The 20,456-nt window shown below is 71.9% G+C and carries 17 protein-coding genes, 3 tRNA genes and 1 pseudogene; 12 read left to right on the top strand and 9 right to left on the bottom strand.

Annotation, left to right across the window (positions count from 1 at the left end):
- Together AB0H57_RS07530 and AB0H57_RS07525 are read right to left on the bottom strand one after the other, a co-directional pair.
- The coding region (locus AB0H57_RS07530; RefSeq protein ID WP_357503700.1) for a non-reducing end alpha-L-arabinofuranosidase family hydrolase at positions 1-1,134 on the bottom strand (1,134 nt) is incomplete at its 3' end.
- Between the two features lie 482 nt (positions 1,135-1,616).
- The gene (locus AB0H57_RS07525) at positions 1,617-3,890 is read right to left on the bottom strand and encodes a glycoside hydrolase family 44 protein (RefSeq protein WP_357503698.1); all 2,274 of its coding nucleotides are present in this window, start codon (positions 3,888-3,890) and stop codon (positions 1,617-1,619) included.
- A 139-nt stretch (positions 3,891-4,029) separates the two neighbouring features.
- Here AB0H57_RS07525 and AB0H57_RS07520 point away from each other — a divergent pair, with 139 nt between their 5' ends.
- The 5 genes and pseudogenes from AB0H57_RS07520 (at position 4,030) to AB0H57_RS07500 (ending at position 7,703) form a co-directional block, all read left to right on the top strand.
- On the top strand, positions 4,030-4,734 hold the full coding sequence (locus tag AB0H57_RS07520) for a VanZ family protein (protein WP_357503696.1): 705 nt from the start codon (positions 4,030-4,032) through the stop codon (positions 4,732-4,734).
- 57 nt (positions 4,735-4,791) lie between these two features.
- Positions 4,792-5,163: pseudogene (locus AB0H57_RS07515) on the top strand (response regulator); the annotation flags it as partial.
- A 103-nt stretch (positions 5,164-5,266) separates the two neighbouring features.
- Positions 5,267-5,728 (top strand): GntR family transcriptional regulator, encoded by a 462-nt coding sequence (locus tag AB0H57_RS07510; RefSeq protein ID WP_357503732.1) that lies wholly within the window; start codon positions 5,267-5,269, stop codon positions 5,726-5,728.
- Positions 5,725-6,645, top strand: coding sequence for an ABC transporter ATP-binding protein (locus AB0H57_RS07505; RefSeq protein ID WP_357503694.1), 921 nt, complete (start codon positions 5,725-5,727; stop codon positions 6,643-6,645). The genes AB0H57_RS07510 and AB0H57_RS07505 overlap by 4 nt, the downstream gene beginning before the upstream one ends.
- On the top strand, positions 6,642-7,703 hold the full coding sequence (locus AB0H57_RS07500; RefSeq protein ID WP_357503692.1) for an ABC transporter permease: 1,062 nt from the start codon (positions 6,642-6,644) through the stop codon (positions 7,701-7,703). Before AB0H57_RS07505 ends, AB0H57_RS07500 begins: the two co-directional genes overlap by 4 nt.
- A gap of 663 nt (positions 7,704-8,366) precedes the next feature.
- On the opposite strand, the gene AB0H57_RS07495 is transcribed toward AB0H57_RS07500, so the two are convergent.
- Both AB0H57_RS07495 and AB0H57_RS07490 read right to left on the bottom strand, forming a co-directional pair.
- Positions 8,367-8,439: transfer RNA gene (locus AB0H57_RS07495), tRNA-Arg, on the bottom strand.
- A gap of 35 nt (positions 8,440-8,474) precedes the next feature.
- Positions 8,475-8,565, bottom strand: a tRNA-Ser gene (locus tag AB0H57_RS07490).
- A gap of 625 nt (positions 8,566-9,190) precedes the next feature.
- On the opposite strand from AB0H57_RS07490, the gene AB0H57_RS07485 reads away from it, so the two are divergent.
- Positions 9,191-10,477: a hypothetical protein gene (locus AB0H57_RS07485; RefSeq protein WP_357503691.1), complete on the top strand. Its 1,287-nt coding sequence runs from the start codon at positions 9,191-9,193 to the stop codon at positions 10,475-10,477.
- Here AB0H57_RS07485 and AB0H57_RS07480 read toward each other — a convergent pair.
- Entirely contained in the window at positions 10,438-11,208 is a 771-nt protein-coding gene (locus tag AB0H57_RS07480) for a CPBP family intramembrane glutamic endopeptidase (protein WP_357503689.1), read from the bottom strand. The two genes, AB0H57_RS07485 and AB0H57_RS07480, sit on opposite strands and share 40 nt — an antisense overlap.
- Before the next feature lie 144 nt (positions 11,209-11,352).
- Between AB0H57_RS07480 and AB0H57_RS07475 the strand changes: the two genes are divergently transcribed.
- On the top strand, positions 11,353-12,471 hold the full coding sequence (locus tag AB0H57_RS07475) for a globin domain-containing protein (RefSeq protein WP_357503687.1): 1,119 nt from the start codon (positions 11,353-11,355) through the stop codon (positions 12,469-12,471).
- Between the two features lie 72 nt (positions 12,472-12,543).
- Here the strand turns inward: AB0H57_RS07475 and AB0H57_RS07470 are convergent, their stop codons facing one another.
- Complete coding sequence (locus tag AB0H57_RS07470; protein WP_357503685.1) at positions 12,544-14,067, bottom strand: peptide deformylase; 1,524 nt, start codon at positions 14,065-14,067, stop codon at positions 12,544-12,546.
- A gap of 321 nt (positions 14,068-14,388) precedes the next feature.
- On the opposite strand from AB0H57_RS07470, the gene AB0H57_RS07465 reads away from it, so the two are divergent.
- Positions 14,389-15,168, top strand: a complete 780-nt coding sequence (locus tag AB0H57_RS07465) for a ferric iron reductase (protein WP_357503683.1) — start codon at positions 14,389-14,391, stop codon at positions 15,166-15,168.
- A 455-nt stretch (positions 15,169-15,623) separates the two neighbouring features.
- On the top strand, positions 15,624-16,334 hold the full coding sequence (locus AB0H57_RS07460; RefSeq protein ID WP_357503681.1) for a class I SAM-dependent methyltransferase: 711 nt from the start codon (positions 15,624-15,626) through the stop codon (positions 16,332-16,334).
- A gap of 57 nt (positions 16,335-16,391) precedes the next feature.
- On the opposite strand, the gene AB0H57_RS07455 is transcribed toward AB0H57_RS07460, so the two are convergent.
- Entirely contained in the window at positions 16,392-16,925 is a 534-nt protein-coding gene (locus AB0H57_RS07455) for a YbhB/YbcL family Raf kinase inhibitor-like protein (protein ID WP_357503679.1), read from the bottom strand.
- A gap of 111 nt (positions 16,926-17,036) precedes the next feature.
- Positions 17,037-17,123: transfer RNA gene (locus AB0H57_RS07450), tRNA-Ser, on the bottom strand.
- A gap of 225 nt (positions 17,124-17,348) precedes the next feature.
- On the opposite strand from AB0H57_RS07450, the gene AB0H57_RS07445 reads away from it, so the two are divergent.
- Entirely contained in the window at positions 17,349-18,326 is a 978-nt protein-coding gene (locus tag AB0H57_RS07445) for an NAD(P)H-quinone oxidoreductase (RefSeq protein ID WP_357503677.1), read from the top strand.
- Here the strand turns inward: AB0H57_RS07445 and soxR are convergent.
- Positions 18,313-18,777, bottom strand: coding sequence for a redox-sensitive transcriptional activator SoxR (gene soxR, locus AB0H57_RS07440; RefSeq protein WP_357503675.1), 465 nt, complete (start codon positions 18,775-18,777; stop codon positions 18,313-18,315). The genes AB0H57_RS07445 and soxR overlap by 14 nt on opposite strands.
- A 47-nt stretch (positions 18,778-18,824) precedes the next feature.
- Here soxR and AB0H57_RS07435 point away from each other — a divergent pair, with 47 nt between their 5' ends.
- The gene (locus tag AB0H57_RS07435; RefSeq protein WP_357503673.1) at positions 18,825-19,520 is read left to right on the top strand and encodes a transketolase; all 696 of its coding nucleotides are present in this window, start codon (positions 18,825-18,827) and stop codon (positions 19,518-19,520) included.
- A 5-nt stretch (positions 19,521-19,525) separates the two neighbouring features.
- A complete protein-coding gene (locus tag AB0H57_RS07430; RefSeq protein WP_357503672.1) occupies positions 19,526-20,407 on the top strand; it encodes a transketolase in 882 nt (293 codons plus the stop codon).
- Positions 20,408-20,456 lie beyond the last annotated feature (49 nt).

Raw genomic sequence — 20,456 nt, 5'->3', positions numbered from 1 at the left:
GTTCGAGCCGAAGCTGCCCGGGAAGTTCCCGATCGGCATGCTGGCCCGGTAGATCTTGCCGTTGTCACCGGCGAAGAACAGGTACATGTTCGTGTTGTCACCGATGAGCGCCTGGTCGATCGGCCCGGTACCGGAGCCGGAGATGCTGCCGGTGAACAACGTCTGGTGCGCCGACCAGCTGTTGACGTTGGTGGGGTCGGTCGACGTCCGGTAGGAGAACGCGGGCCCGCCCCACTGGTAGGCCAGCACCCAGATGTTCTTCGGGGCAAAGTAGAACAGCGACGGCGCGACAGCCGAGAACGGCATCGCGTTCTGGCTGGCCGAGGCCATGTCCGACCAGTTCGTGAAGAGTCCGAAGTTCATCGACCCCCACGACGTACCCGTGTCGTGCGTCGTCGCGTACACCAGCTGCCGGCCGTTGTACGGAGCGTGGGTGAAGTCCTTCAGCGACACCCACCCCGACCTCGGGTTCGCCAACGCGCCCGTCGACGACCAGCGGTACGTCGACGGCAGATCGCAGCTACCGCCCGGCGGCGGCGTGGTCGGGTTGGTCCCGCCGTCGACGCGGACGAGCTGCCACTGCTGGTTGCTGCCGTTCCAGTCGTCGTACTGCACGATGTTCCCGCCGTCGGCGGTCGAGGCGCCCTGCACCTCCATCACCTTGTTGCTGTTCCGGTTGATCAACCGGACGTAGCCGCCGTCGGAGTCGGCCAGCCGGAACTGCTGGTTCGTGCCGTTGTGATCGGTCCACTGCACGATGCTGGCGCTGTTGGCGGTCGAGAAGTTGTAGACGTCCAGCACCTTGCCGGACAGCCGCGACTTCAACCGGTAGTAGCCGCCGCCCGAGTCGACGAACTGCCACTGCTGCTGGTTGCCGTCGTTGCGCGCCCACTGCACGATCCGCGCGCCGTCGTTCGTGGCCAGGTTGTACACGTCCAGGGCCTTGCCACTGTTGCGGTTGACCAGCACGTACCAGGCGCTCGTGTCGACCGTCGCCGCGGCGGCGGGGGTCGACACCACCGCCGCGGCGGCGCCACCGACCACCAATGCCGTCACGCCGGCGGCGACGACCCGCAGCAGACGCCCGCGCCGCGACGGCGGCGCGAGGGATGGAGACCTACCAAAGGCAGACATGATCCTCCTCCGATGAGGGAGCTGTTAGCGCTAACAACAACGCCCGCATGCTCTGGCGCACGCGTGAATCGAGATCCGACGAAGCGGGCTCGCCCGGTAAGCCACGGGTGTCGTCGGCCTTGACCATCGAATGTGGGCGATAACATGACGTTCGTCAAGTCGTAACGCGCTAGCTACCTCAGCCCGTCGCACGCCGTCAGCGCTCGGGCGGGGACCTTCCTCGCCGACTTCCCGCTGGGCAGCACCCTGCCCAGCGCCACGGACCGGGCCGGACACCCATGGTCGGGATAATGATGGCGCTAACATCGACGTTTACGCATGATTCGGTCGACCCGACGCCGGTCCGCAGCCGGACCGGCGGATGGCTCAGCGGCGGCTGGCATCCATCGGCTCGCGGACCAGGGCGCCGTCGAGGTAGCAGTACCGCCAGTCCTCGCCCGGCCGCGCTCCGCCGACTGATCGGCGGAGCGGGCCGTCGCGGGTCAGCCGCAGCGTTGACCGTTGAGGGTGAAGCCGGTCGGTGCCGGGTTGGCGCCGGTCCACGAGCCGTTGAAGCCGATGCTGGTGGACGCGCCGGGGGTCAGCCGGCCGTTCCAGCTCATGCTCTCCGCGGTCACGCTCACCCCACTCTGCTTCCAGGCGGCCGACCAGCCCTGATCGACCTTCTGGGTGGTGGTCGGGAAGTCGAAGGCCAGCTTCCAGCCGTCGATCGTGGTGGTGCCGGTGTTCTTGATCGTGACGGTCGCGGTGAAGCCGCCCGGCCAACTGTTCGCCGCGTAGCCGACCGAGCAGCCGCCGGTCGGAGTGGTGGTGGGCGCGGTCCGCACGGTGAGCCCGGGCGAGGCCGCCGAGACGTTGCCCGCCGCGTCCCGTGCGGTGACCACGAAGGTGTACGGGGTGTCCGGAGTCAGCTCGGTCACCGTGTACGCCGTGCCGGTGGCGCTGCCCACCTTCACCGTGCCGGTGGCGTCGACCCGGTGCACGTCGTAGCCGGTCACGCCCGTGTCGTCGGTCGACGGCGCCCAGCTCAGCGCGATGCTGTCGCCGGTGATCGTGCCGGCGGCCGGCTTGCCGGGGGTGGTCGGTGGCTGGGTGTCGCCGGGCGCGGCGCCGCGTGGCAGCACCAGGTGAGTGATCGAGTTGGCCGGGAAGGTGGCGGTGAAGCCGCCGGCGGTCACCGGCTGGTCGGCCGCCCGGACGATCCCCGCCAGGTTGGTCGCGCTGTAGCGGTACACCTGGGCGCTGCCGGCGGAGCCGCCGGTGAGGGCCACCGGGCTGGTCAGGTCGTCGCCGCTCTTGTTGACCACGACCAGGGTCAGCGCCTTGTCGGCGGTGCGCTCGGCCGCGTACACGGCGAGTCGGCCCTGGTCGGCGCTGGTGGCCCGGACGGAGGTCTCGCCGAACGCGCCGCCCCTGCCGTCGTAGTTGCGGTAGATGCGGAACGCGTTGGCCACCGGCTGGTCGGCCGTCGGCGCGGTCCAGAGGCTGGCCAGGTCGAGCCCTTCGCGGCCGAAGATGCCGAGCACGTCCGCCTCGGCGAGCGCGCCGTTGAGCGACCCGTACCCGCCCCAGCTGTACTCGGTCATCGCGACCTTCGTGCCCGGGTAGTGCTGGTCGACCAGGTCGCGCAGCCGCGGAATGAAGCGGACCGGCTGGTTGATCCAGCTCTCGTCCACGTACGTCGGGTCCCAGAGCTGGCGGGTCGAGCGCAGTCGCAGCGCCTGGGTGGCGGCGTCGCCGGCGTCCGGTCCGCTGACGCCGGACTGCTGCGGGTAGAGGTGCACGTCGAAGTAGTCGAGAATCCGGGTGCCGTGCTGCTGCTCGTACTCGCGCATCCGGTCCAGGTACCACGGGCCGAGGTCCTGGCCGCCGTGCGCGGCCTTGTCCGGCGGGTTCGACCAGCAGCCGGTCCGCCCGCAGGTGTCCTGGTCCAGCCCGGAATAGAAGATCGAGTTCAGGCCCCAACCGACCGGGCCGAGCGTCTTCGCCCCCGGGTCGGCCGCCTTGATCGCCGCGGCGTACTGGTACGTGCGGTCGCGCAGCTCGTCGTAACCCAGCCCGGCGGGGCGGACGTCGCGGTGGGTCGCGTGCCACAGGTCCGGCTCGTTGTCCAGGTTGTAGAACCGGACTCCGCCGGCACCGGCGGCGCCGAACTGATCCTTCAGGTGAGTGACGAAGTCGGCGACGTACTGCGGCCCGACCGCCACGCTGGTGTCCTTCGGGTCGTTGCCGGTGACCAGGCTGCCGTCCGGCTTCTTCCCGTTGCCGCAGTCCGGCGCCCAGGGATCGGTGGACTCCTGCGGGCCGTACTTGGCGACGCTGAAGCCACACGCTTTCGACCGGTCCTTGGCGATCCAGCCGATCATCGGCACGGTCATGATGGTCTCGGTGCCGGTGGCCTTGTTCTGCTGCACGAAGCGGTCGGTCTCGGAGCCCTTGGGCAGGCTGGCCGGGTCCGGGTTGTCGTTCGGGATGTTCTCGAAGTACCAGTCCGAGGCCCGGTTGGTGGTGTCGACCCGGAAGTTGTAGCGGGTCGTGGCGTTGCCGCCGTACCGGTGCACCGGTAGCCGCAACTCCCGGGCGAGGGCCTCGTCGGCGAAGTTCATGCCGTAGACGTACGGGCTGATCGGGTGGCGACCGGCGGTGGCGTCGACGGCCAGCGCCGGGCCGGCCGCGGCCAGGGCGGGCTCCGGCACGGCCAGACCGCCGAGGGCGGTGGCCAGCACGACCGGAAGCAGTGCTGTGGTGGGACGCACGAGCTTTCCCTTCCTAGGGGGTCGAAGCTCGCCGTTGGGAGCGCTTCCATAGCCTCACGTAGATCTGTCCGGACGTCAATCGGGGACGTATCCAGAACTGCTTACGCCACCGCAACAGCCCGCCGTCTCTAATGGGGGCATGAACCACAGCGCGTCTCCGTCGACACCGCCCCGTCGTACGCCTCGGATCGTGCTCGCCAGCCTGGTGGTCCTCTGCCTGGCGAGCGCGGCGTTCGGTCTGCGGCGGCCGCTCATGATGTCCGCTCCGAGGTGCCTGACCGGGCGGTGGCACGGCTGCTACGACACGGAGAACGGTGTGGTGCTGATGATGCTGGTCGGGCTGCCGTTGGCCGCGCTCGTGGTGTGGGCGCTGGCGCTCCGTCGACGTGCCACCGGCGTCACCTCGGCGGGGCGGATGTCGCTGGCCGAGGTGGGCATGATCTACGGGACGGTGCCCATGGTGTGGCTGACCCTGATGCCGGGCCCGGGGGCCGGCGTCGTCCCCGGCCGGGTGAGCCTGGTCCCACTGCGGGACCTGGTCACGATGGGGCCGCTCGGGGTCGGCGGCAACCTGCTGATCTTCGCGGCGCTGGGGTTCTTCGCTCCGATGCGTTTCGCGGCGCTGGCGTCCGTGCCGCGGATTCTGGCGCTCGGGGCAGGCTGCTCGGTCCTGGTCGAAACCGCGCAGTACGTCCTGCGGCTGGACCGGGTGTCCTCGGTGGATGACGTCCTGGTCAACGCCGCCGGCGCCGTGCTGGCCGGGCTGGCGTCGCGCCGCGGGTGGCGCAGCGCGGCGGAGGTGCCGTCGGACCAGCCCCGCCCCGCGCCGGCATCGGCAGGCTGAGGCGTTGCCGAGTGTGCACACATCGGCGATATTTTGTGCCGGTCAGAAGGTTCAGACATGCGCGTACTGATCGTGGAGGACGAGCCGTCCCTGGCCGAAGCAGTCCGTGACGGTCTGCGGCTGGAGGCGATCGCCGCCGACGTCGCCGGCGACGGTGACAGCGCCTTGGAACTGCTCAGCGTCAACTCCTACGACCTCGCCGTCCTCGACCGCGACATCCCCGGCCCCTCCGGTGACGAGGTCGCCCGACGCATCGTCGCCTCCGGCAGCGGCATCCCGATCCTCATGCTCACCGCTGCCGACCGGATCGACGACAAGGCTTCCGCGGGCCTGCCGCTCGACCCGTTCCGCCGGGAGGTCTTCCGCGACGGGCGCTACGTCGCGCTCACCCGCAAGCAGTTCGCCGTGCTGGAAGTCCTCGTCGCCTCGATGCCGCCAGCCGCCCGGGTAGGTCCTTGTCATGCTGGTTAACTGGTGTTCTACTTTACCAGAACAATCCGCGATGCCCGGAGCGGACAAGGAGGACCACCAGGTGATCAACTTTCATGTCGACCGATCCAGCAGCGTCCCCGCCTACGCCCAACTGGTGCGGCAGGTGCGCGAAGGGCTACGAATCGGGACGCTGCAGCCCGGGGACCAACTTCCCACCGTGCGCAGCGTGGTGACCTCATGCACGGTCAACCCGACCACGGTACTTAAGGCCTACCGGGAACTGGAGCTGTCCGGCCTGGTGGAGGCGCGGCAGGGGGCGGGCACCTTCGTCAGCGGAACGCTCGGCCACGCGGATCCCCATGTCATGGCCCGCTTACGCAGCAGCCTGGCCCGGTGGCTCGGCCAGGCCCGCGAGGCCGGTCTGGAGGACGAGGACGTCCAGGCGTTGCTCGCCTCGGTGATCGTGGAGAACTCGGCGCGCAGGGCCCCGACCGGCGGCGCCCGGACGCAGGCAGAACCGGCACCGGACGCTGGGTTCCAGAAGAAGGAAGGCGCCGCATGAGCGAGCAGTCCATCGCCGTGGAAGCCCGCGACGTGGGCAGGCGCTACGGCACCGTTTGGGCGCTACGGAAGTGCAGCTTCCAACTGCCCCCCAGCCGCATCATCGCGCTGGTCGGCGCGAACGGCGCGGGCAAGTCGACGCTGATGAGCATCATCGCCGGTACGTTGGCGGCCACCTGCGGCTCGCTGCTGGTCCACGGCCGGCCGGTGGTGCAGGGCAGGTCCTCCAACGGGGGTCGTTCTGCCGGGAGCCGGGTCGCGATCCTGGCCCAGGACAAGCCGCTGTACCGGGACTTCAGCGTGTCGGACATGCTCCGCTTCGGAAGGTCGATGAACCGCGTGTGGGACCAGCGGCGGGCGCTGTCGTGGCTTCAGCGCTTCGACATCCCCCTGGATCGCCGCTGCGGCAAGCTGTCCGGCGGGCAGCGGGCGCAGGTCGCGCTGGCGGTCGCCCTGGGCTCCCGTCCGGCGCTGCTGCTGTTGGACGAGCCGCTCGCGAACCTGGACCCGGTGGCCCGCACCGAGGTGACCGGCGAACTCATGGCGGAGGCCGCCGACAGCGACATGACCGTCATGCTGTCGACCCACATCATCGCCGAGCTCAGTGGCGTCGGTGACCATCTGCTGCTGCTCGACGCGGGCCGGCCTTTGCTCACCGGCGATGTCGAGGAGCTGCTCGACAGCCACGTGCGGCTGACCGGACCCCGCGCGGACCAGCCACCGGGCCCCGGCGCGATCGTCCAGGAGCGGCACACTGACCGCCAGTCCATGTTCGTGCTCCGGCAGCCGGCGTCACCGGCGGCGCACGCCGTCGTCGCCCCCGGCTGGACCGCCCAGCCCATCACCTTGGACGAGCTGATCCTGACCTACCTCAAGGCATCGTCCTCGGCACACCGTGATCTGGAGACAGCGGCATGAGCCCGGTCACCCAAGCGACCCCCACGAAGCGCCAGGACGATCTCGGGTACGCCGGGGGCTTCCGCGGTCTGCTGTGGCTGACCTGGCGGCAGCACCGCTGGTCGCTGATCAGCATGCTCGTCCTGGCCGCGGTCCTGGTGGGCTGGATGACCTACCTGTCCATGGAACTGACAGACCTGTGGCACCAGTGCGGCAACGCGTACTGCCCGGAGAACTCCCCACAAGGCGAGCAGCTCGCCGGGTCCTCGCCCCTGGTCCTGACCTTGGGCGCCCTGTCGCGGCTGGTGCAGTACATGCCGCTGCTGATCGGCGTGTTCATCGGCGTCCCGCTGCTGACCAGGGAGCACGAGCAGCGAACCCTGCTGCTGGCCTGGAGCCAGGACGTGTCCCCTCAGCGCTGGCTGTGGACCAAGCTGGGCATGCTCGGCCTGTTCGTGACGGCGGTGACCGCGGCCGTCGCCGGGGTCAGCGACCACCTGCAGCGGACGATGACCCTGGTCGCTCCGGGAACCCTCTTCGACTACCTGCCGTTCCTGAACACCGGGATGCTGCCGGTCGCGATCAGCATCTGCTGGTTCACGGTCGGCGTCGCACTCGGCGCCGCGATCAAGCGCACGCTCCCCGCCGTGTTCGGCGTGATCGTCGGCTTCATCGGCCTGACCTACCTCGTCCAGTGGCGCTACCCCACCCTGATGAAGCCGCTGTCCGCGCAGCTACGAGTGGGCGGCCCGGACGGTGGTCTGTTGCGCGACAACGCCCTGGTCGTCAACGGCGGCATGATCGAATACGGTGCCGACGGGCCGTCCGGCGCGTTCGACGCCTCCGGGCGCCAACTCAGCGGCGTCGACCTTCAACGCCTCTGCCCGCCCGACAATGATGGCGGCAAGATCCTCTCCTGCGAGTTCGACAACCATCTTCTGCACCACCTGCAGTACCAGCCGGGCAGCCGGATCCCCGAATTCCACCTGATCGTCGCGACCGGCTACCTGGGCCTGACCGCGGTGGCTCTCCTCGCCGTCTGGTGGATCGTCCGCCGCACCAACCTCAGTGCGGGCTGACCCCCAGCCGCCGAGGTATCACACCCGGCAATGATCGCGCCGGGCCGCAGGACGGATATCGATGCGGAAACCCGAACCAAGATGGTCGGCCGGTACGCCGGCCGGCCATCTTGACGATGGCGCGCTGTCCGCCCCACGACACCCCTTCATGTCAAGACACCGCTCGGGGGCGGGTTTAGGCTGGCTGGTGGCGGGTCCGGGAAGTGGCTTGCCCGAAGGGCCGATGTCCGGGGTCAGGTCGGTCACGCTGGATAGCAGAGTCGTCCCCGAATGCCCTCCCGGATCCGCCGCCTGCATGCGTTTCTGGTCGGTGACCTCGCGGGCGTAGACGACGTTGGACAGTCGCCGATTCAGCGCGTATGGCTTCCATGAGGTCTTCCCGGCGGATTCTTCGCGTCGGCGCAGCCGCGACCTTCGGTGCGGTTGCGCAGCTGGACAACGGCTATGAGGTGCAGAGTCCGAGCTGCTCAGCGCGTCGTGTGAAGCAAGGCATCGACGTGATCACAGATTGCGGGCCGACCACTATGAGAGTAGAGCTCGGCCACTCTGAGAAGTTTTCTGCCGACGCTTGAGGCGTCGGCGCCCCCTGGAGAGGCACCAAAAACGCCCCTCAGTTCGATCGCTTTCGATCGCCTGAGGGACGTTTCCGCAGGTGAAACCTCGTGCGCCCGAAGGGACTCGAACCCCTAACCTTCTGATCCGTAGTCAGATGCTCTATCCATTGAGCTACGGGCGCTCGTGCTCGGCCAGTCTACACACCCGGCTTTCGCGCGGAGACTCCGGGATTCGAACCCGGGAGGGGCTTTAAGACCCCAACCGCATTAGCAGTGCGGCGCCATAGACCAGACTAGGCGAAGTCTCCCCGGCGGTCCGGAGACCACCGCGCCCGAGGATACAGGTACGGCCCGGCCGGGAGCAAAGCGACTAGCGGGCCGGCTCGGGAGCGCCCCCCGCATGAGGTCGAGGCGCCTGCGTTTCCACGCTGTGCCGCAGGCGGTTCAAGACTAGGCTTCGTCGATATGCAGGAGCAGCCGCCCAGCGACCCGCCCCACGAGCCCGCCCAGCGCCCACGGCGCAGCCGGTCACCGAAGGCGACCTTCACCCCGCCGACGGCCACCGGACCAGAGTCGGACGACGACAGCCGGCGGTCGACTGCACGGGGTGAGAGCCCGGCGAGCCGGACACCGCGGGCCAAGGCGGCACCGAACGTCCTCTTCCAGCCGCCGGATCCGGCCGGCGCGGGCGTCCCCGCTCCCGACCGCGACGCGACCGCCGGTGGTGACCCGGCCGGCGGGCGGACGACCACCGGCGGCGGTGACCCGGTCCGTGGGCGGACGCGGACGGCACCCGCCGGCCGGACGCCGAGGCCGGCTCCCGCCGATCCTCCGTTGAGCCCGCGCCCCCCAGACACGACGCAGACGGACGCGACGGAGCCGGTTTCGAACCCGGCACGCAAGGCGGCGGCCCGCCGGGCACCAGCGGAGCGGGTGGCCCGGCCCCGGAAGTCGGCCACCGGGCGGGCGCCCGCGCCGGTCGGCGAGCCGAGCACCGGTGCCGGTGATCCCGCACCCGACCCGACGGCGGAGGCGTCACCGGCGACGGACCGGACCGGGCCGGCCACCATCCTGCCGCCCCAGCCGGGCATTCCCGAGCCCGCCGCGGCCGACACCGGCCCGACCACGGTCGTTCCGGCCCAGCCGGGCACCGCCGACCCCGCCGCGCCGACCGCCCTCCCGAGTGACGCCGCTGCCCCCGACCCGCAGGCCACGGGGGGGCCCAGCCGCGCCAAGCGGGTACCCCGGGCCCGGCAGGCGGCCGCCCCGAAGAAGGCCGTCCGGAAGACCACGTCCGTGCCGAAGGCCGCACCGGCCGGACCAGGCACCCCGGAGAAGCCGGCCACCTCGGAGAAGACGGCCACCCCGAGCGAATCGGCCACCCCGGGGAAGACGGCCACCCCGGCGGGCGAGCCGACCCCGGCCGGCCCGCCCGCTGCAGCCGAGCCGGCAACCGAGCCGGTGGCCGGCGCGGCGGAACGCGCGGCGGGGCGTACCCGGGAACTGGATCTGGCGTCCCTCACCGCGCGGCTGCGCGACCATCCCGGCCTCGCGCCGGAGCTGCTGGCGCTGGCGGCGGTCGAGGCGCTCGGGCCGCGCGCCGGCGACTGGGCCGAGCGGCTGCGCGCCGCGTACCCGGCGGCGGCCCCGGATGCGCTGGCCCGGCTGGCCAGCCGGCGGTATGTGCGGCTGGCCGGGATGGGCGGGGCGGGTGCGGCGGTGGCCGGACTGTTCGCACCGGTGGCCGAGCTGGCGGCGGTGCTCTGGACCCAGGCCAACCTGGTGCTGCGCCTGGCGGCGACGTACGGCCGGGACCCGGCCGACCCGGAACGGGCGGTGGAGTTGCTGGTGCTGACCCGGGTGCATCCGGACGCGCCGAGCGCCCGCGCGGCGCTGTCGGCGGCCCGGGCCGCCGACGGGCCGCGGGCGCAGCCGCAGCCGTGGCCGTGGGCGGCGGAGGCGGCGTGGCGGCTGGCCCTGCCGCTGGGTGCGCAGGCGGGCGGTTGGCTGGCGTTGCGGCTGGCGTCCCGGCTGCTGCCGGGGGCCGCGGTGCTCGTCGCGGCGGCCGGGGACGCGGCGGCCGCCGACCGGCTGGCCGCGCGGGCGATCTGGGCCTACCGGCCGGCCGCGGCTGGGTCACGGCCGGCGCCGGGCCGCTCAGCGCCGGCGGAGGGATCCGGTCAGAGCCAGCTGAACCATTCCTTCGGCAGCAGCGAGTAACCGACGAAGGCGACCACGTCGAGCAGGGTGTGCGCGACGATCAGCGGGGCCACCCGGCGGGTGCGCAGATAGAAGAGGCTGAAGATCACGCCCATCACGGCGTTGCCGACGAACGCGCCGAAGCCCTGGTAAAGGTGGTAGGAGCCGCGTAGCAGGGCGCTGGCCGCGATGACCGCGCCGAGCCGCCACCGGAGCTGGCGCAGCCGGGTGACCAGGTAGCCGACCACGATCACCTCCTCCAGGACGGCGTTCTGCACGGCGGCCAGGATGAGCACCGGCACCGCCCACCAGAGCGCCGGCAGGGCGGCCGGGACCAGGGTGGCGTTGACGCCGAGCTGCGCCGCCGCCCAGAACAGCGCCAGGCCGGGCAGGCCGATCAGCGCCGCCAGCCCGGCGCCGCGGGCCAGGTCGGACCCGGGCCGCCGCAGGTCGACGCCGAGCGTCCGCGCCGGGTCGCCCGGGTCCCGGGCCAGCAGGTGTACGGCGAGCAGCACCGGCAGCAGCGCGAAGCAGATGCCGAGCAGCTGGTACGTCAGGTCCAGGTACGGCCGGGCGGAATGGGAGGTGTTCAGCGAGGCGGTCTGCTTGGACAGCGGCCCCTCGGCGGTCAGCTTGGCGATGATCGACACCATCGCGTAGACCGCGGACTGCCCGAGCGACAACCCGAGCACCAGCAGCGTCTCGGTGCCCAGGGTGCGGCGGGACACCGGGCGGGTGAGCTCAACGGTCACGGCACCACTCTGCCCGACCGGGCGGCCCGCCGGCACGACCGGATCGGCGATGCGAGCCGGTCGCACACTCTGTGCGACCGGCGCACACGCTCCGTGGACATTCTGTGGGCGTCCGATCCGCAGTCCCCCAAGGAGCGAACCCCGGTGGAGAACTTCGCACGGCTGCTGAAGGAGAGCTGGGCCCTGGTGGAGGAGCATCGGGACCGGCTGAGTGAGCACTTCTACGCTCGGATGTTCCTCCTCGACCCGAGCCTGCGGCAGCTCTTCCCGGTGCAGATGGCGGGCCAGGGGAATCGCATCCTGGAGGCGATCGTCACCGCCACCCAGACGGTGGACGACCCGGAGAGCTTCGACGAGTACCTGCGCGCGCTGGGCCGCGACCACCGGAAGTACCACGTCGACGCGGCGCACTACGAGACCATGGGCGTCGCGCTGCTCGACGCGCTGGGCGGCATCGCCCGCGACGCCTGGAACCTGGAGTACGACCAGGCGTGGCGGGAGGCGTACCAGGCGATCACGGCGAAGATGCTGGCCGGCGCGGAGGCCGACGAGAACCCGCCGTACTGGCACGCCGAGGTGCTCACCCACGAGCGGCGCGGCCCGGACACCGCCGTGCTGACCGTCCGCGCCCTCCAGCACCCGCTGCCCTACCGGGCCGGCCAGTACGTCAGCCTGGAGGTGCCCCGGTACCACCCGCGGGTGTGGCGCACCTACTCGGTGGCGAACGCCCCGAACGACGACAACGTGCTGGAGTTCCACGTCCGTACGCCGGAAGGGGCCGGCTGGGTGTCGGGCGCGCTGGTCCGCCGGACCCGGCCGGGGGACCTGCTGCGGCTGGCCGCGCCGATGGGGTCGATGACCCTGGACACCGCGTCCACCCGGGACATTCTCTGCGTCGCCGGCGGCGTCGGGCTCGCCCCGATCAAGGCGCTCGTCGAGGAACTGACCAAGGTCAACCGCACCCGCTGGGTGCACATCTTCTACGGCGCCCGCCGCGCCGAGGACCTGTACGCGCTCCTCGGCCTCCAGAAGTTGGTGGAGACCCACCCGTGGCTGTCGGTCACCCCGGCGTGCAGCGAGGACCCGGACTTCGACGGCGAGCAGGGGGACATCTCCGAGGTGGTCACCCGGTACGGGCCGTGGACCTCGCACGACTGCTACGTGTCGGGCTCCACCCGGATGGTCCGGGCCGCCCTGCGGGCGCTCGCCGAGGACGGGGTTCCCCCGCAACACATCCGGTACGACACGTTCGGCACCGTCTGACGACTTTCCTCCCCCCAGCCGGGCCGCGTGCCCCTGCCCCCTGGGGCACGCGGCCCGGTCCCCCTGCGGCGGTCAGTACCGCCAGGGGTTGCCGGTCTCCCGGTACTCCTCGACGGGGACCAGCGGCACCCCGGGCGCCATCCGGTCCACGTACAGCCGCCCCTCCAGGTGGTCGATCTCGTGGGCGACCAGCCGCGCCATCGCGTACTCGAAGGCGGTGATCACCCGGCTGCCGTCCCACTGGGCGTGCTCCACGTCGACGCGCAGCGGCCGGGGCACCAGGCCACGGTGGTCGAAGAAGGAGAGGCAGCCCTCGTACTGCTCGTCGGCGTCCCCGGCGGCGTCGACCACCCGCGGGTTGAGCAGCACCACCGGTTCGTCCGTGCGGTCCGGCGGCCGGACGATCGCGGCGGACCAGCCCAGGCCGAGCTGCGGTGCGGCGATGCCGACGCCCTTGCTGAACGGGTGCAGTTCGTCCAGCCGGTCCAGCGTGGCGGCCAGCCGATCGACCACCTCCCGGGCGGTCCGCTCGTCGCGGGGCAGGTCGAACTGCCGGGCCGGCTGGCGCAGCAGGTCGGCACCGCGCTGGACGACGCCGAGGGCGCGCATCCGGTCGCTGGGTCGGGCGACGGCGGGCCGCCGGGACGGGTCGGCGTCGACCCGCCGGCTCCGGAACCGCCACTGCATCCGGTACCGGGCGTTCAGCGGCGGGTCGTCGGTCGCCCATTCGAAGATGGCGCGGTCGCCGTCCACGCGCCGGACCACCGGCGTACGCAGTGGCCCCTCCTCCGCCGACAGGGAGGTCTCGACCCCCCACACCTGCGGGTCCGCCTCCACGGGCAGGTCCAGCCAGACCTCCAGCCGCCGGGTGGGCACCCGGACGGCCCGCTGGAACCAGGGCCCCCACTTCTCCCGGCCGACCTGGTACGCGTACTCGATGGTGGCCCGGTCGCCGGGGTAGAGCGGGAAGCGCCCGTCGGCGTTCTCGAAGAGGAGCCAGATCTCCTTGAACGCGTCCCGGTCGTGCTTGGCCCGCCAGTGCATCGGCTCCCGCTCGCCGCTGTCCTCCCGGTACGCGCGCAGCCGCAGCTCGGCGAAGGTCAGCGGGTGTTCCCGATGGTGCCGGTTGGAGCGGCCCGGGTCGTTGGGGTAGCGGTCGACGGCGACCCGGACCAGGTAGCGGGTGACCGGCTCGGTGCCGGCGTTGTAGAGCTCCCGCCGGATGACGCAGTGGTACGCCTCGTCGGCGTAGCGCAGCGACGCCTGTTCCCGCTCGACGATGAGGCCGGTCCCGGGTGGCATCCACTGCCCGGGCGCCGGGGGCTCCCGGTGCGGCGGGGCGGACCGGGCGTGCCGGAGCTCGTCGTACTCCCGGAAGCGCTGCCAGATCGCGCCGCTGGCCTCCAGGACGGCCTCGGCCCGCCGGGCGAAGTCCTCGGTGGGGCGGTGCCGGCGCCCCTCGACGTGGCTGACGTAGGACGGGTCGAAGCCCATCAGGGTGGCCAGTTGCTTCTTGGTCAGGCCGCGACCGGTGCGATGCCGGGCGAGTTCCGCCGCGAACGAGTCGGCCGCTCGCTCGATGGGGGAGGTCGTCATCAGCTTCCTCGTGGCCGGGAATATCAGTTTCACGTTCCGTGGCCGGACGGGTACCGGACTGGCGGCTTGTCGACAGGAACCTTGACAGTTCAGGTAAATCTGTCGATGCTCGCCTGGCCTCTCGCGGGCGACCCGCGTCGCGGTGGCCGGTTTTCGTCCGGCGTCGACGGGTAGTACCAGCCCGCAGCCCTACCCCGGAGTGACGGGGACCTCCCGGTTCCGCCCCAGCCACGCCTTCCCCCGGCCCGACGAGTGTGGTTAGGCTAGCCTTATCTCGACGGACACACATCGGACAAGGGGACGGTTCTGGTGACAGCGGTGATGCCTGGACGCGCAACCGCCGCCCCGCTGGCCCCGGTGACCGACACCCTGCGCGCCATGTTCGGCACCGACGACGTCCCCGGGCTCGCCCCGGGCCTGCTGGTCGCCGACGAATTCGGCTGGTCCCCGGCCACCACCCTGGTCGACGGCACCCGACTGCCCGAGTTCCTGGCCGCGGCGACCCGGCGCTGGGGCGGCACCCCGCACGCCTGCGCCGCGCTGGCCTGGAAGGCGTACAGCTACTGGGCCGCCCTGCCGGCGGTGCTCGGCTGGGCCTCCGCGCGACGGGTGCCGCTGCTCGACCCCAGCGACGTGCTGATCCACTTCGCGGACCACCGGCCGCTGCTCACCATGGGCCTGCGCCGCTCGACCACCGTCGCGGTGCTGCCCACCGACCCACTCGCCCTGGCCGGCCCGCCCGAGGTACGGGTCGTCGCCGACGAGGCCGAGCTCATCGCCGCGCTGCGCGCCTCACTGCTCGACGCGCACCTCGTCCCGCTGATCGCGGCCATCCAGGCGGAGGTCCGGGTCGGCGCCCGTACGCTGCTCGGCTCGGTGGCCTCCGGCATCGCGCACGGCGTGCTGCGCGCCGCCGACGCGCTGCCCGGCCCCTCCACCGAGAGCATCGGCACCCTGCTGGCCGCGCTGGACCTGGCCGACCTGGTCGACCTGGTGCCGGGGCCGGACGGCACGCCGACCGTCCAGCGCCGCACCTGCTGCCTGGCCTTCACCCTGCCCAAACCGAAGATCTGCCAGGGCTGCTGCCTCCGCCCGGCCTGAGGCCACCGGTTAACGCCGGGCCGCGGCGTGGGTAAGGTGATCGACGTCATTGCCGGCGAAATGGACAATGCATCGGCATTTGCCCGCAAATTGGCACGGCCGGTCGCATTCCCCTCGAGCCCGTATGCGATTTGCGTGATCATCCAGACACCCTGCGCAATCAATTCCTCGACGCGACCTGCCCGGACCCTCGCGAGGGGTGACCGAGCGCAGATTCCCGCCGGACCGGCCCGTTTCGCGAGTAGTCATAACAATTCGTAGCGTAGTCGAAGAATGCCTGGCCGTGACATGATTCAGGGTTCTGGGTATTATGTGCCGGGTTCGCCGACCGCCTATCTCGCGCCACCCCCGACCGCAATCGGTTCGCAACGGCCCCCAATTTTACTGCCGTGCCCGTAGCTGATTGACTCATTCGGTCCAGGCGCGGGTCGAGTCATATCGTGAGGAATCGACGCATGGCAGATATCACTGGGGATCAGCGCGTCCAGTCCGAGGTGCTCGAAGGCCTCGCGATGGCGGTCAACCACCGCCGCTGGTTCGTGGAGCTCGCCGTGCCCCACCTCGGTGACGACCCGATCGAGATCGGCAGCGGTCTCGGCGACTACGCCCTGGAGTGGTCGGAGCTGCTGCCCAGGTTCACCGCCACCGAGGCCGACCCGGACCGGTTGGTGGCGCTGAAGGAGCGGCTGGCCGACCGGCCCAACATCGAGGTCCGGCAGATGCTGCTGCCGCACCCGGAGGGCGGCGACTACAGCGCCGCCGTGTCGTACAACGTCCTGGAGCACATCGAGGACCACGTGGGCGCGCTGCGCAGCATGCGCGACCTGGTCCGGCCGGGCGGGAAGGTGGTGCTCATCGTGCCGGCGTTCCAGTTCGCGATGAGCCCGGCGGACGTCGCCACCGGGCACGTGCGCCGCTACACCAAGAAGACGCTCGGCGCCGCGCTCACCGAGGCGGGCCTCCAGGTCGAGGAGCTGCGGTACGCCAACGCCCTCGGCCTGATCGGCTACTTCATGGCGACCAAGGTCTTCCGGCTCATGCCGAAGGAGGGCCCGATGGTCAAGGTCTACGACACCCTGGTGCTCCCGGTGACCAAGGCCGCCGAGCAGAAGGTCCGCCCGCCGTTCGGCCAGTCCGTCTTCGCGGTCGCCCGGGTCCCGGGCTGACCGGCCGGCCCCGCGGCCCCGGCACCCGGGCGGGTGGCGCGGGACCGCGGAGTCGGGTCACTCCTTGACCTGGTACGTCGGGCGGATCACCGCCCGGGCCAGGGTGTGGAAGGCCAGGTTGAAACCGACGAAGGCCGGGCTGGCCTGCGGGCCGACGTCCAGGCGCTCCACGTCCAGGGCGTGCACCGCGAAGACGTACCGGTGCGGGCGGTCACCGGGCGGCGGCGCGGCGCCCCCGAATCCCTGCTCGCCGTAGTCGTTGCGGACGGTGAACGCGTCGCCAAGGTCGGCCTCCCGGACGTCGCGGGGCAGCTCGGTCACCGAGGCGGGCAGGTTCACCAGCACCCAGTGCCAGAACCCGCTGCCAGTCGGGGCGTCCGGGTCGAAGCAGGTCACCACGAAACCCTGCGTCTCGGCCGGGAAGTCCGACCAGGCCAGGTGCGGTGAGACGTTCTCACCGCCGGCGCTGCCGTGTGCGTGCCGGGCGTCCATCGGCTCGCCGTTGACCACGTCGTCGCTGGTCAGGGTGAACGCCGGGACGGTCGGCAGGAGTTCGTACGGGTCCGGGGCGATCGGTCGTTCCAGGGTCATCGGGACGGGTCCTTCCGGTTGCACGGGAATCCTGCGCACCTTCATACCCCGCCCACGCCTCCCACCGAACGCACCCGCCGGTGGTGTCGGGCCAGCAGCGACTGATCAAGGCGGAGGGTGTGGGATTCGAACCCACGAAGACATCGCTGCCTTACCGGTTTTCAAGACCAGCGCCATCGGCCACTAGGCGAACCCTCCCGGCACCGCGCCTCGTAGGGCGGCGGTGGCGGTGCCTAGTCTGCCATGGGCACCGCTCGTACGGATGACCGTCCCGCGCGAGCTGGCCGTCCTGTGCCCAGCTACCCCGCGCTCGGGCGGCGCCCCCCGGGTATGAGGTGTCAAGCGGGGCCCTCCGCTACCGAAAGCGTTAACAGAGGCCCCCTCCTTACCCCGCACCCGCGGGTGGCGGGGTATGAACGAGCCATGCGCGCGATCACGATCCCGGAACCCGGCGGACCCGAGGCACTCGTCTGGGCCGAGGTGCCCGACCCCGAGCCCGGCCCCGGCGAGGTGGTCGTCGACGTGCGGGCCAGTGCCGTCAACCGGGCCGACCTGCTGCAACGGCAGGGGCACTACCCGCCGCCGCCGGGCGCGCCCGGGTACCCCGGGTTGGAGTGCTCCGGGGTGATCAGCGCGACCGGCCGCGACGTGACCGGGTGGGCGGTCGGCCAGGAGGTCTGCGCGCTGCTGGCCGGCGGCGGCTACGCGGAGCGGGTCGGGGTGCCGGCCGGGCAACTGCTGCCGGTGCCGGCCGGCGTCGACCTGGTCGACGCGGCCGCGCTACCCGAGGCGGCCTGCACCGTCTGGTCGAACGTGGTGGGGCTGGCCCGGCTCGGTAGGGGCGAGACGCTGCTGGTGCACGGCGGCGGCAGCGGGATCGGCACGTTCGCCGTCCAGCTCGGCACCGCGCTGGGCGCGACCGTGGTGGTGACCGCCCGTTCGGTCAAGCACGAGCGGCTGCGCGCGCTGGGCGCCGCGCACACCATCGACTACCGGGAGCAGGACTTCGTCGAGGAGGTCCGCCGGGTAACCGGCGGGCGCGGCGCGGACGTGATCCTCGACATCATGGGCGCGTCCTACCTGGGGCGGAACGTGGCGGCGCTGGCCGACGGCGGCCGGCTGGTGGTGATCGGCATGCAGGGTGGCCGCAAGGCGGAGCTGGACCTGGCCGCGCTGCTCGCCAAGCGGGCCTCGGTGGCGGCCACCGCGCTGCGGTCCCGGCCGCTCGACGACAAGGCGGCGATCGTCGACGGCGTACGCGAGCAGGTCTGGCCGCTGGTCGCGGCCGGCACGGTCCGGCCGGTGGTGGACCGGCGGCTGCCGATGGTCGACGCGGCGCAGGCGCACCGGCTGGTGGAGACCAGCGACCACATCGGCAAGGTGCTGCTCACGACGGGGTGACGTCGTCCGCCGCCGGCCGGGGCAGCATCAGCCGGGCCCCGGCGCCCTCGGCGGCCAGGTTGTCCTTCGGGTTGTAGAGGGTGCAGCGCTGCAACGACAGGCAGCCGCATCCGATGCAGCCGCTCAGGTCGTCGCGCAGCTTGGCGAGCAGGCGGATCCGCTCGTCCAGCCGGGTCCGCCAGGCGGCGGAGAGGCGGGCCCAGTCGGCGGCGGTCGGGGTGCGGGAGGCGGGCAGCGAGTCCAGCGCCGTCCGGATCTCGTCCAGCGACACTCCGACCTGCTGGGCGATTCGGATGAACGCCACCCGGCGCAGCTCGGAGCGGGCGTACCGGCGCTGGTTGCCGCCGGTGCGGTCGGCGCGGACCAGCCCGAGCCGCTCGTAGTAGCGCAGCGCGGACGGCGCCACCCCGGAACGCGCGGAGAGTTCGCCGATGGTCAGTGAGTCGTGCATCACCCGGTCCTTGAGTTGAAGCGCACTTCAACTCACACGCTATCCGCATGGCCACCATCACCTCCACCGACGGCGCCCAGGTGCTCGCGCCGCTGCTGCGCCGGATCACCGGCGACGAGAAACACGGGCCCAGCGCCCACTCCACCATCGACGTGCTCTGGGTGCTCTACGACCGGGTGCTGCGGGTCACTCCGCAGACCGTGGACGCCCCGGACCGGGACCGCTTCCTGCTCTCCAAGGGACACGGCCCGGCCGCCTACTACGCCGTGCTCGCGGCGAAGGGCTTCATCCCCGAGGGCTGGCTGGACGACCTGGCCGGACCGGCGAGCCGGCTGGGCCACCACCCGGACCGGCTGCTGGTCCCGGGCGTGGAGATCGGCACCGGCTCGCTTGGCCACGGCCTGGGCCTCGGCGTGGGCACCGCGCTCGGGCTGCGGGCCCAGGGCCTCACCGACTCCCGGGTGTACGTCCTCACCGGCGACGCCGAACTCGACGAGGGCGCCAACCACGAGGCGATCGCGTACGCCGGCGCCACCGGGCTGGACACGCTCACCGCCGTCGTGGTGGACAACGACTCCGCCAGCCACGGCTGGCCCGGCGGCATCGCCAGCCGGTTCACCGTCAACGGCTGGACCGCCGACACCGTCGACGGCCGCGACCACGCCGCCCTGTACGCCGCGCTCACCGGCCACCGGCCCGGCCAGCCGCACGTCGTGGTGGCCCGCATCGAGAGCTGGCGGTGACCGGGATGCGGACGACCTTCGTGGACACCACGGGCGCCCTGCTGGACGACGACCCGCGTACCGCGCTGGTGCTGGCGGACATCTCGGCCAGCGCGTTCGCCCCGGCCGCCCGGCGGCACCCGGACCGGGTGCTCAACGTCGGCATCCGGGAGCAGTTGATGATCGGAGTGGCCGGCGGGCTGGCACTGACCGGGCTGCGCCCGATCGTGCACTCGTACGCCACCTTCCTGGTGGACCGGGCGTACGAGCAGATCAAGCTGGACCTCGGCCACCAGGGCGTCGGCGCGGTGCTGGTCAGCGTCGGCGCGTCGTACGACGGTTCCCGGGAGGGACGGACCCACATGTCCCCGGGCGACGTGGCGCTCTTCGACTCGCTCGGCGAGGGATGGCGGGTGCACGTGCCGGGCCACCCCGACGAGGTGCCGGCGCTGCTGCGGGCCGTGGTCCGCGACGACGACCGGGTCTACCTGCGGCTCACCGAGCGCCGCAACGGCACCGGTTACCCGGACGCGGACCGGCTGCGGGTGCTGCGTCGGGGCGGCGCTCAGGCGCCCCTGGTGGTGGCGGTCGGTCCGACGCTGGACGCGGCGCTCGCGGCGACGCAGGGGCGGGACGTGACGGTGGCGTACACCCACACGCCGCGCCCGTTCGACACGGCCGGGCTGCGGGCGCTGGCCGGGACCGAGGTGGTGCTCGTCGAGCCGTACCTGGCGGGTACGTCGGCGGCGGTGGCCGGCCGCGCGCTGGCCGACCGGCCGCACCGGCTGCTGGCGCTCGGCGTCGGCGACACCGAACTGCGCCGGTACGGCGACCCGGCCGACCACGAACGCTGGCACGGGCTGGACGCCGCCGGGCTGCGCCGGTCGATCGACGCCTTCCTCGGCTGACGGGCCGCCCCGGCTCGCGCCTTCCGCGGAGTGGATGGGCCCGACGTAC

This window comes from Micromonospora sp. NPDC050686 (assembly GCF_040654475.1).
Lineage (GTDB): Bacteria > Actinomycetota > Actinomycetes > Mycobacteriales > Micromonosporaceae > Micromonospora.
This window is presented reverse-complemented; position numbering and strand designations above follow the sequence as displayed.